The sequence below is a fragment of the Mesorhizobium sp. genome, from assembly GCF_004962245.1.
Classification (GTDB): Bacteria; Pseudomonadota; Alphaproteobacteria; order Rhizobiales; family Rhizobiaceae; genus Mesorhizobium.
This window is the reverse complement of the sequence record NZ_SUHQ01000009.1, coordinates 206,416-217,227: the sequence shown is the minus strand read 5'-3', so window position 1 is coordinate 217,227 and position 10,812 is coordinate 206,416. Positions and strand designations below refer to the sequence as shown.

Annotated in this window: 12 protein-coding genes; 2 read left to right on the top strand and 10 right to left on the bottom strand. The window is 63.4% G+C overall.

The window, feature by feature from the left end; all coding sequences use genetic code 11:
• Nucleotides 1-103: 103 nt before the first annotated feature.
• Both E5X88_RS12375 and E5X88_RS12370 read right to left on the bottom strand, forming a co-directional pair.
• On the bottom strand, nucleotides 104-1,078 hold the full coding sequence (locus tag E5X88_RS12375; RefSeq protein ID WP_292161558.1) for a hypothetical protein: 975 nt from the start codon (nucleotides 1,076-1,078) through the stop codon (nucleotides 104-106).
• 194 nt (nucleotides 1,079-1,272) lie between these two features.
• Nucleotides 1,273-1,779, bottom strand: a complete 507-nt coding sequence (locus tag E5X88_RS12370) for a glycosyltransferase (RefSeq protein ID WP_292161557.1) — start codon at nucleotides 1,777-1,779, stop codon at nucleotides 1,273-1,275.
• Between the two features lie 149 nt (nucleotides 1,780-1,928).
• Here E5X88_RS12370 and E5X88_RS12365 point away from each other — a divergent pair, with 149 nt between their 5' ends.
• Nucleotides 1,929-3,083 (top strand): PA0069 family radical SAM protein, encoded by a 1,155-nt coding sequence (locus E5X88_RS12365; RefSeq protein WP_292161555.1) that lies wholly within the window; start codon nucleotides 1,929-1,931, stop codon nucleotides 3,081-3,083.
• Nucleotides 3,084-3,240: 157 nt separating this feature from the next.
• Entirely contained in the window at nucleotides 3,241-3,936 is a 696-nt protein-coding gene (locus E5X88_RS12360) for a ribonuclease HII (RefSeq protein WP_292161553.1), read from the top strand.
• A 284-nt stretch (nucleotides 3,937-4,220) separates the two neighbouring features.
• On the opposite strand, the gene E5X88_RS12355 is transcribed toward E5X88_RS12360, so the two are convergent.
• From E5X88_RS12355 to E5X88_RS12320, 8 genes are all read right to left on the bottom strand, one after another.
• Nucleotides 4,221-4,712, bottom strand: coding sequence for a F0F1 ATP synthase subunit B (locus E5X88_RS12355; RefSeq protein WP_292161552.1), 492 nt, complete (start codon nucleotides 4,710-4,712; stop codon nucleotides 4,221-4,223).
• Between the two features lie 10 nt (nucleotides 4,713-4,722).
• Nucleotides 4,723-5,322 carry a F0F1 ATP synthase subunit B gene (locus E5X88_RS12350; RefSeq protein WP_292161551.1) on the bottom strand — a complete coding sequence of 200 codons (600 nt, stop codon included), beginning with the start codon at nucleotides 5,320-5,322 and terminating at the stop codon, nucleotides 4,723-4,725.
• Between the two features lie 77 nt (nucleotides 5,323-5,399).
• Nucleotides 5,400-5,624, bottom strand: coding sequence for a F0F1 ATP synthase subunit C (locus E5X88_RS12345; RefSeq protein ID WP_056103679.1), 225 nt, complete (start codon nucleotides 5,622-5,624; stop codon nucleotides 5,400-5,402).
• 78 nt (nucleotides 5,625-5,702) lie between these two features.
• Nucleotides 5,703-6,464 (bottom strand): F0F1 ATP synthase subunit A, encoded by a 762-nt coding sequence (locus E5X88_RS12340; RefSeq protein ID WP_292161549.1) that lies wholly within the window; start codon nucleotides 6,462-6,464, stop codon nucleotides 5,703-5,705.
• A 69-nt stretch (nucleotides 6,465-6,533) separates the two neighbouring features.
• The gene (locus E5X88_RS12335) at nucleotides 6,534-6,932 is read right to left on the bottom strand and encodes an AtpZ/AtpI family protein (RefSeq protein WP_145716059.1); all 399 of its coding nucleotides are present in this window, start codon (nucleotides 6,930-6,932) and stop codon (nucleotides 6,534-6,536) included.
• A 242-nt stretch (nucleotides 6,933-7,174) separates the two neighbouring features.
• Nucleotides 7,175-8,341 carry a cell wall hydrolase gene (locus tag E5X88_RS12330; RefSeq protein WP_292161568.1) on the bottom strand — a complete coding sequence of 389 codons (1,167 nt, stop codon included), beginning with the start codon at nucleotides 8,339-8,341 and terminating at the stop codon, nucleotides 7,175-7,177.
• 353 nt (nucleotides 8,342-8,694) lie between these two features.
• Nucleotides 8,695-10,128: a ribosome biogenesis GTPase Der gene (gene der / locus E5X88_RS12325; RefSeq protein ID WP_292161548.1), complete on the bottom strand. Its 1,434-nt coding sequence runs from the start codon at nucleotides 10,126-10,128 to the stop codon at nucleotides 8,695-8,697.
• Nucleotides 10,129-10,131: 3 nt separating this feature from the next.
• Nucleotides 10,132-10,797, bottom strand: a complete 666-nt coding sequence (locus E5X88_RS12320; protein ID WP_292161547.1) for a tetratricopeptide repeat protein — start codon at nucleotides 10,795-10,797, stop codon at nucleotides 10,132-10,134.
• Between the last annotated feature and the right edge of the window lie 15 nt (nucleotides 10,798-10,812).

Sequence of the window (10,812 nt, the reverse complement as noted above, 5' to 3'; positions counted from 1 at the left end):
AAACGCCGGCCGATAGGCTACAGAAGGTGTTGCAATGACCTATTGAACCCACCGGTTGTTTCGGGACATTCCCAAAACCAGCGCCAAGAATCAGCGCCAAGAATCAGCGAATGACGGGCTCGCCGTGGAACCGCCGGCGCGAGGGCGGCGAAACGCCGAAGCCGACTTCCATCATCAGTCGCGGTGTGCGCGTCGGCACGGTGCCCATGTGGAAGCCGAAGGGATCCTCGACAAAGCCCAACCCCGCCTCGCCGGTCAACGTGATCGGGCTCTGCTCGCCATAGACGTCCAGTACTTCTTCCGCCGGATGGCCGACAAGAAGCGTCAGCTGATGTTTGAGGCTGCGGCGGTTGTGGCTGCCCCTGACATAGACATGCGGCCCGGTGTCGGCATCGACCGGATTGAGATAGAAGAAGAATTTCAGCATCCGCCAATCGTCGAGGTCGAAGTGGTATTTGCCAAGCGACGCAAGGTTCTTCTCGGCATCGGAGACGGAGCCCGTCGGAAAGCTCCACCAGACGCGCGTTGTGATCAGCTTCGCCTGGCTGCCGAGGTAGTGGGCGGCGATGTCGAGAAGCAACGGGTCGCGCTGCACGGTAAGCGCGGCATTGCAGTCGAGGATGCGCTCGAAAAAGTGCCCGCTGAGCAATGGGCGGTCGAAGTGTTTCTCGGCCTCCGCATGCTCCGTCGGCAGGAACTCCAGCCGACGGTCGAAATTACCGAAGCAAGGTGTGCGCTGCGCAAAGCTGGCGATCTCCTCGTGGATCGACGACGGCAGGACAAGCCCGGAAAACAGGCCTTCCGAGCGGAGCGCATCGACCACCGCATCACGATCGACGCCGGTGAACATCGTTTCCTGGGTTTTTTGTGCCGGTCGGACGGGTTTTGCGCCGCGCCAATGCAACCGCCGCGCCGGCATGGTGCGCGCCAGCATGAACATCGGCAGCCATGCCGGATTCTCGCGAAGGTCCGTCAGATAGGTCGGAATCCGCACGGCAATGCGGCGCAGCAGGCTGCCGTTTCGGGCGATCGATTCGAGGCTTGCAGCACCGGATTTGTCAGGGCTTGAAGGGGGCATCAGGATCCTCAACTATCAATGCAGCATAGCCAAAGCGCCGGTCGCTCACTGCTCTGGTGCTACCCAAACCCATCCGCCCGCATCAAAGTAACCCGAGGTCAGCTTTTGTGCAATGCACAATGGGCGACTACCTCAGCAAAACTCGCCTCCCCGAAGGACGCGACCTTCCTCGCCACTTACGGGGAAAAGGACCCTCACCTCGTCGGCGCCACCCAGATCTCGGCGTCGAGCCTCCTGGTCGCAAGGCCGCGCGCGATGGCTTCGGCGCTGCGGGCGTTTTTCGCCAAGGCCGCGGCCTGACGCTTGCTGATCAGCAGCCCTTCGGCCAGTGCCCGGTTCCCCGAAAAGACCCGCGACAGGAACGGCACGCGACTGCCGCGCGCCCGCGAGAACCGCGCCGGCATGGTTTGCCTGCCCGCATGGGCGGCCACCTCGTCGATCCAGCCTTCCGCCAGCCGCGCACCCGGCTCCAGCAGCAGCAGCCAGTCTCCCTTGGCCTGCCTGATGCCGGCGGCAATGCCGCCGCTCGCCACGTAAACGCAGCCGGCATGTTCGGCAACGCGGTGCGTCTGGTCGGTCGAACCACTGTCGCAGACGACGACATCGCGCACCACGCCCTCGACCGCGCCACCGATCAGCGAGGCGAGCGTGCGGGCAAGTCTCTCTTCGTCATTCAGGGTCTGGATGAGAACGCTGAGCATCGTTAGCCGAATAGCGGAAAGCTGGCCGGAGCGCCAGTTTTGCATTGCACCATAAAAAGTTCTTGCTTTGTTCCCATCAGCAAAATAGGATTATTTTCATGAGCAGAGCGATTCGACGGCCAACCGGCAATCCGTGGGAGAGGGCGAAAATGGAACAGATCGTACGTGCCGACATTGCCGCCTTCGGAGCTGGAAGAGCCGAGATGGCCAACGCGATGATCGAGCAGAGCGGCGTCCGTATCCGTCCGGACCGCAATCGCGGCCGGTCCGCCGGCATCAACCCGTCCGGCCGGTTCGAACCGGTCAGCCGGCACGTATTCGACGATGGCTGGAATTCGCTGGAGGAACTGCCGCCCTTCAAGACCGAGGTGCAGGTCGAGAAGCCGCGCACCATCATCACCCGGAACGAATCCCCGGACATTTCCTTCGACCGCTCGATCAACCCCTATCGCGGCTGCGAGCATGGCTGCGTCTATTGCTTCGCCCGGCCGACGCACAGCTTCATGGGCCTGTCGCCGGGGCTGGATTTCGAATCGAAGCTGTTCGCCAAGCCGGATGCGGCGCGGCTGCTCGACAAGGAGCTGTCGAAGGACGGCTATCAGCCGCGCACCATCGCCATCGGCACCAACACCGATCCCTACCAGCCGATCGAGAAACAGTACCGGATCATGCGCGAGATCCTCGAAGTGCTGGAGGCGCGCGGCCACCCGGTCGGCATCGTCACCAAATCCGCGCTGGTGACGCGCGATATCGACATCCTGTCGCGCATGGCCGAACGCGGGCTGGCCAAGGTGGCGCTGTCGGTGACGACGCTCGACCGGATGCTGGCGCGCACGATGGAGCCACGCGCATCGACGCCAACCAAGCGGCTGGAGGCGGTCAGGCAGCTTTCGGATGCCGGCATTCCGGCCTCGGTCATGGTTGCGCCGATCATCCCCGGCCTGACCGATCAGGAGATGGAGCGCATCCTCGATTCGGCACGTGCGGCAGGAGCGCGCGAGGCCGGCTATGTCGTGCTGCGCCTGCCGCTGGAGGTCGCGCCGATCTTCAAGGATTGGCTGCTGCGCCATTATCCGGACCGCTACCGCCATGTGATGTCGCTGATCCGTTCGATGCGCGACGGCAAGGATTACGATTCGGAATGGGGCAAGCGCATGAAAGGGTCCGGTCCCTATGCCTGGCAAATCGGCCGGCGTTTCGAGATCTCCGCCAAAAGGCTTGGCCTCAACGCTGAGCGGCGATCGCTCAGGACCGATCAGTTCGTCGCCGCGGCCAAGGCGACCGAGCAACTGATGTTGCTGTGAAGACATCACGTGTGTCGCCGTTGCCGGCGGCACATGAAGAGATCCCGTCCGGCCTGTCTTGTCCCCGGGCTTGCAGACGGTGCTCTCCGGGTCCGATGCCCCATCCGACCCGGAGGGGCTTGCGGAGAATCGGAGCCGATGCGAACCTCGCCGCAACATGGCTCGCGCGCGTTCTGATTCTCCGCTTCTCTTTGAAATCGTCGAGAGGCCCGATTTCTCCTTCGAGACGAAGGCGATGGCCGAAGGACTGTGGCCGGTGGCGGGAATGGACGAGGCCGGCCGCGGCCCGCTCGCCGGGCCGGTCGTCGCGGCAGCGGTGGTGCTCGATCCCGCCAACATTCCCGACGGCCTCGACGATTCCAAGCGCCTCAACCATCTGCAGCGTGAGGCGCTGTTTCTGAAAATCCTCGGATCCGCTCTTGGCGTGTCGATGGCTTCGGTCAGCGCGGAAGGCATCGATGGCAGCAATATCCTCAAGGCCAGCCTCGAGGCGATGCGTCGCGCGCTGGTCGGCTTGCCGGTACAGCCGAAACTCGCGCTCGCCGATGGCCGCGACGTGCCGCCGGGCCTGCCTTGCCCGGGCCGCGCGCTGATCAAGGGCGACCAGCGCTCGCAGTCGATCGCCGCCGCCTCGATCGTGGCCAAGGTGATGCGCGACCGCATGATGTGCGGCTGCGGCAGCCATCACGCGCAGTACGGTTTCGAGGTCCACATGGGCTACGCCACGGTCCGCCACCGCACGGCGATCGAGGTGCATGGACCGGTGGCGCGGCTGCACCGCGCCACCTTCGCACCGTTCCGGCTTGGCGGCACCGAAGTGGCTGATGAAGAGAGCCTTGCGGGCCTGGATTGAGCGGGCTCGGCGGTATTTCTCGACGATTTAGCGACGGCGGCTAGGCGCGTAGTCTCCCACCTTGACGGGGAGATGGCCGGCAGGCCAGAGGGGGTCGCCGCGCGCGAAGCGCCGGCCTTCTCTTTCATCCCACGTGTTATCCGATATGGCGTCGCGCCAGAACGTACCGACCCCCTCTGTCGCCTTCGGCGACATCTCCCCGTCAAGGTGGGAGATTATCCGCACCACAACAAAAAGCCGCCAGGTTTCCCGGGCGGCTTCAATTGTACGACCACTATGGCCGCTTAATTCAGCTTGGACTTCACGTCATGAAGCGAGGCCTTGAACAGGTCGGCGCCGGCCTTCGCGTCGATCTTGCCGGCGAGCAGTGTGCGGGCGGCTTCGACGGCGATATCGACGGCACTGGCGCGCACCTCACCGATCGCCTCGCGCTCGGCCTGACCGATCTTCAGTTCGGCAAGTGCAGTGCGCCGGGCGACGTAGTCCTCGGTCTTCTTGTGCGCCTCGGCGGCCAGCATGTCGGCCTCGCGCTTGGCGGCGGCGACGATGTCGGCGGCCTCCTGCTCAGCTTCCTTGCGCTTGCGCTGATATTGACCGAGCAGTTGCTGGGCCTCCTCGCGCAACCGGCGCGCGTCCTCAAGCTCGTTGCTGATCTTGTCGGCACGAGCATCGAGCGCCTTGGCGATCAGCCCCGGCACCTTGATGTAGACGGCAATGCCAAGAAAAATGACGAGGGCAACCGTGGCCCAAAGCGTTGCGAGTGATGTGGCGTCCATGATGCGCTCCTCACCGGGCCACGGATTTGACGGCTGCCGCGATCTCGGCCTTGCTGGCCTTGCCGCCGACAAGCGCCTCGACGATGGCCGAAGTGGTGTCCTCGGCGATCGTGCCGACTTCCTTCATGGCACTCGCCTTGATCGACGAAATGCGCGCCTCGGCTTCGCCAAGCTTCTGGTCGAGGGCAGCCTCGACCTTCTTGCGGGCGGCCTCGGCTTCCGCCTTGGCGGCATCGCTGGCCTGCTGGCCGATTGCATTGGCCTTGGTCTTGGCCTCCGCCAGTTCCTGCTCATAGGCGGCAACGGCGGCATCGGCCTCGCCCTTCAGCCTGGCGGCATGGTCGAGGTCCTGCGTGATGCGGTCATTGCGAACGTCGATGATGCCGCTGACACGCGGCATCACCACCTTCTTCAGGAACAGGTAGAACAGCCCGAAGGTGATCGCCAGCCAAAGAAGCTGCGACGGGAACGTCGCCGGATCGAATGGCGGGAACACGCCGTGCGCCTCGGCAGGCACGCCGGTTTCGGAATGCGTATCGCCTTCCGTGCCGGTATGGCCGCCTTCGACGGCGGGCGCGGACTCTTGCGCAAAGGCAGATGTCACGAACATGGACTATCCCCGATAATCGGGCCTGCCGCTGAATTGCAGCCGGCCCGTCCAATTCCCAGTGTTAGCTGAACAGGGGCTCAGCCGAACAGGGCCAGAAGCGCGATGAGAAGGGAGAAGATGCCCAGCGCTTCGGTCACGGCGAAGCCGAAGATCAGGCGGCCGAACTGGCCATCCGCGGCCGACGGGTTGCGCAGCGCGCCCGCCAGATAGCTGCCGAAGATGTTACCGAGGCCAATACCGGCGCCACCCATGCCGAGGCATGCGATGCCGGCGCCAATGTACTTTGCTGCTTCTGCTTCCATGTGTTCAACTCCTTTGGATCTAAAATTCCGTTGCGATTCCATCCGGCAGCAATGCCGGAAACTCTTGGTCAGCCCGTGTCAGTGCCCGGGATGCAGGGCGTCGTTCAGGTACATGCAGGTCAGCACGGCAAAGACGTAGGCCTGCAGGAAGGCGACCAGCAATTCCAGCGCGGTCAGTGCCACGGCCATCGCCAGCGGCAGGACCGATCCGGCAATGCCAAGCGTACCAAGCGCACTCAGGCTCACCACGAAGCCCGAGAACACCTTTAGCGTGATATGGCCGGCCAGCATGTTGGCGAACAGACGAACCGAGAGGCTGACCGGGCGCGAGACGAAGGAAATCACCTCGATCAGCACCACCAGCGGCAGCAGGTAAACCGGCACGCCATGCGGGACGAACAGCTTCAGGAAGCCAAGGCCGTGCTTCATGAAGCCGTAGACGATAACGGTTCCGATCACCAGCGCGGCGAGGCCGAAGGTGACGATGATGTGGCTGGTGACGGTGAAGAAATACGGGAAAAGACCGAGCAGATTGGCGACGAGCACGAACATGAACAGCGAAAACACGAAGGGGAAGAACTTCATGCCTTGCGTCCCGGCTGCGTCCCTCAGCATGTTGCCGACGAATTCGTAGGCCATTTCCGAGACCGACTGAAGACGGGTGGGAACGAGGCTGCGGCTCGATGTGCTGAGATAGAGGAATGCCGAGGCAACGGCGACGGTCGCGACCATGAAAAGGGCCGAATTGGTGAAGGACAGGTCGTAGCCGCCGATCTCGATCGGAATCAGCTTGTTGATATGGAACTGGTGGATCGGATCGACCTTGTCAGCAGCAGCCACTTTAATTCCCCATCAAAGCCGCACGCGGCTTTAGTGTCCTGTTCATTGCGCCGGCAAGCGGCCTTAAGTTCATTCTTTCGGATCGCGCGTTTTATCGCCCTGTCCGAACTCCGCCATAAGCCCTGCGGAACGCAAGACGTTGAGCACGCCGGCGCCAAAACCCAGCAGCAAGAAAACGATCAGACCCCATGGCGATGTCCCCGCCAGACGGTCGATGATCCAGCCGATGCCGGCACCAACCACTATCCCGGCGATGAACTCGCTGGACAGCTTGAGCGCCTGGCCATATCCGGCCGCACTGCCCGCTTTCGCGTCGTCTTTCCCCTCGAGCCGGTCCGGCCGCCTTGTCGCAAGCGATGCTTCAAGGTCTCGCCGGCGGCGCTCAAGATCGTCGTCGCGGATGTCGGCTTGACGCTGTTTGCCGCGGCCGGTTTCTCCGGTTCCGTCTGGCCCATTCATGTCGGCCATCGCAACCCCCTTGCCCGGTCAGATCGTTGCCGTCCGTCCGCTCTTAAGTCGCCGGCAACATAGTTAGAGGGTCCGCGCCCGTCAAGCCACGGGGGGAACTTCAGCCTTAAGTATTTTTCTAATTAAAATCAATAACTTGCCAAGGTGCGACATCGTGCCCGATACGGTCATTGGCGTGCCGCGGCCGAATCCCTCCGGCGACGGGTCTTCGATCGACCGTGCCTGGGGCCTTGCCGGAGCGCTCAGCTCCAGCCGCCGCCATAGGTGCGGTAGAAGATATGCAGGCCGATCTTGGTCATTTTTTTCATCGTTCGCGCCCAGCCCGGATTGACGTAGTTGGCGTAGTAATGGGTCGACGATCCCACTTCCGGGATGAAGACCTTGCCGGCGGTGACCGCCATGGCGACATCCTGCGCAATTCTGTAGTTGGCGGGGCTCTGGATGCGCTTCTTCCTGCCGTCGCAAGCGAAGGAAAACTGGCAGCGGTTGAACCACTTGTCGTTCTGGTAGACGACGCCGCAGATCGAGTTCGGATAGGCCGGATTGCGGACGCGGTTGAGGATGACTTGGGCGACAGCAGCCTGGCCGCGCACGGATTCACCGCGCGCCTCGAAGTAGATGCCATTGGCGAGGCAAGTCTGTTCCTTCTTGGAGAAGACGCTCGCCGGCAGCGGAGTCTGCATCCACGAATGATCGCCCTTGGCCATCGGCGGAATGAAGCGGCCATCGTTCGGCTTCTCGTCCTGAAGCAAGGCCTCGAAGGGCGAAGCCTGCGCATAGTCGGGCGCGGCCGGGGCGTAGGCGGTCGCCAGGACGTCGGGGCGGTCGTTGTTGACAAGTGCGGCAAGCATGGCCGGCACGCCGGGATCCGGCTTCTTGTCGACGCGCGCGTGGAACGCGGCGGCGATCTGGATCTCCTTGCCTTTGATCTCGGGCTTGGAGAAAGCCATCTTCAGGCCACCGTCCATGCTCGGGCGAAGCAGCGAGGAGGTGCGCTCGAAGATCGAGCCGGCATTGAAGTTCTTCGGTGGCGCGACCGGCGAGACCATGATGATGCGGCCTTTCTTGTCGGCACGCATGATACGGTCCTCGTCGGGCGTCGCGCTGGCCACGCTGCCCTTGCCGCGAAACGAGACGGCGCCGATGCCAGGCAACCGGACGCCGGAACCCGAGATCGAACCGGTGGTGTCGGAATCGAGGAAAGGCATTTCGGCGGCATGGACAGAGCCGGCGACGGATTTCTCGACATAGGCGTTCCAGCGGGCATTCGGCGCTTTGAGGCCCGAGACCAGGCTTCCCATGTCCTGGTAGGCGATGACGGTCGGAAAGCCGACCCAGATGCCAAGCCCAATGACCAGAGGAGACACGAGTGAACGTCTTTTCTCACCGGCGGCGGCGAGCTGCGTCAAAATACGTCGATGCGCGGATCTTTCGGGAAAGCCGACCCGAGTGCACAGACCAACAATGAACGGAGACAGGAGTGAACATCTCTCACCGGCGGCGGCGATCAGCCGCTTCACAACACGTCGATGCACGGAACTCTCCAGAAACGCAACGGACCCACTGGAGAGGCACGATGATGCATTAACCTTGATGGGGCGTTAACAGGTTCGATCGTGTTTTCCCTGTCGATCTTCCTGTCGATCTGAAGTCCGGCGCTTTTGCGGCCATGTTCGGGCCGAAGAAAGATCGGCCAGGCGATCAGCGCGCAAAAAGGCCGCACCCATCCGCACGCCCATCCACGACCAGAGGGCGCCGGCGCTCAGCGGCGTTTTTTCGCCCTGCCGGCGAACGGATTTTCCGAGGTGCGCAAGGCGATGCGGATCGGCACACCTGGCATGTCGAAGGCTTCGCGAAGACTGTTGGAGAGATAGCGGACGTAGGACTGCGGCATCGCGTCCGGTCGTGAGCAGGACACGACGAAGCCCGGCGGCCGGGTCTTGGCCTGCGTGACATATTTGATCTTCAGCCGGCGCCCCGCCACGGCGGGCGGCGGATGATGCGCAAGGATGCCTTCCAGCCAGCGATTGAGCTTGCCTGTCGAGACACGGCTGTTCCACACTTTGTGCGTCCTGATGACGGCGTCCATCAGCTTGTCGAGACCGCGCCCGGTTTCGGCCGAGACCGGCACCGCCTGCAAGCCACGCGCCTGCGGCAACAGCCGCTCAGTCTTCTCGCGCAGTTCCGCCAGGAGTTCCTGTGGGTGGTCGATCAGATCCCATTTGTTGAAGGCGATCACCGGCGCGCGGCCCTCGCGGATGATCAGGTCGGCGATCTGCAGATCCTGCTTCTCGAAGGGAATTGTCGCGTCAAGCACGATGATGACGATCTCGGCAAAGCGGATGGCGCGCAAGCCGTCCTGCACCGACATGACTTCCAGCTTTTCGTGAATCCTGGCCTTGCGGCGCATGCCGGCGGTGTCGAACAGTTTCAGGCGGCGGCCATGCCAGTCCCAGTCGACGGAGATGGAATCGCGAGTGATGCCGGCTTCCGGCCCGGTCAGGAGCCGCTCCTCGCCGATCAGCGCGTTGATCAGCGTCGACTTGCCGGCGTTCGGACGGCCGACGACAGCGATGCGCATCGGCTTGGTGTCGTCATAGCTCGGTTCGGCGTCCGGATCGGTGATGTCCTCGCCGATCAGCACCTCGCTGGCGGCAATTTCCTCGTCCGTATCCTCTTCTTCCTCGCCGAAGGCGCGTGCCTCGCCAAGTGCTGCGATCACCGCATCGCGCAAATCGGGCAGGCCCTGGCCGTGTTCGGCCGAGACCGGGATTGGCTCGCCAAGGCCGAGTTCCCAGGCCTCCAGCATGCCGCCCTGGGCGCCGCGCGCCTCGGCCTTGTTGGCGACGACGACAACCGGCTTGCCGGACTTGCGAACGATCTCGGCAAAGGTCTTGTCGTCGGGCATCAGCCCGGACTTGGCATCGATGGTGAAAAAGATCAGGTCGGCTTCGCGGATGGCGATCTCGGTCTGGGCGCGCATGCGGCCGGGCAGCGTCGAAGCGGCAGCATCCTCGAAACCGGCGGTGTCGATGACGTCGAAATGCAGATCGTAGAGCTTGGCGGCATGGACGCGACGGTCGCGGGTCACGCCCGGCGTGTCGTCGACAAGCGCCAGCTTCCTTCCCACCAGACGATTGAAAAGGGTCGATTTGCCGACGTTAGGCCGGCCGATGATGGCGACTTTGAATGTCATGCATCACGACGCGCTGCCCGACCCACGGATCAGCTCGGACATCAACGTCGCCCGCTCGCGCGCGTTGCGCGGGGCGCCGTCATCCGAGGCGATCTGGTCGAACAGTTTCAGCGCGTCCGTCGCCTTGCCTTCCTTCCAGGCGGCAAGGCCGAGCGCCTCGCGCGCCGTATGGCGCAGCGTGTTGGTGTCGGCGGTGAGCGCCTCGACGCGGCTGGAGACATCGGCGAAGGAACCGTGATCGACGAGCAGCAGTGCCGCCCGGAGGCGCGCCATGTCGCGAAGACCGGCAGGAATGTCCGTGTCGGCGGCGACTTCGTCGAAGTCCTTGACGGCAGCGTCGACGTCGCCCTTGTCCGCCTTGACGGTTGCCGCGCGCATGCGGGCGAGCAGCGGATAGGCGCCGTAGCCATCCTTCTCCAGTTCAGCGAGGGCTGTCAGCGCTTCGTCGCTCTTGCCGTCATTGGCAAGCTTCAGGGCCTGCGAGAAGGCATCGCCCGAGCGATTGGCGCGGGTCTCGTCCCAATAGCGATAACCGACGAAAGCGGCGGTTCCGACCACCACCAGCACTGCGAGCCCAAGCAAGACAGGGCCAAAACGGTCCCACAGCGCATGCGCCTGATCGCGACGCATCTCTTCGTTGACTTCGCGGATAAAACTATCGTCCGACATGGATCAAAACCATTC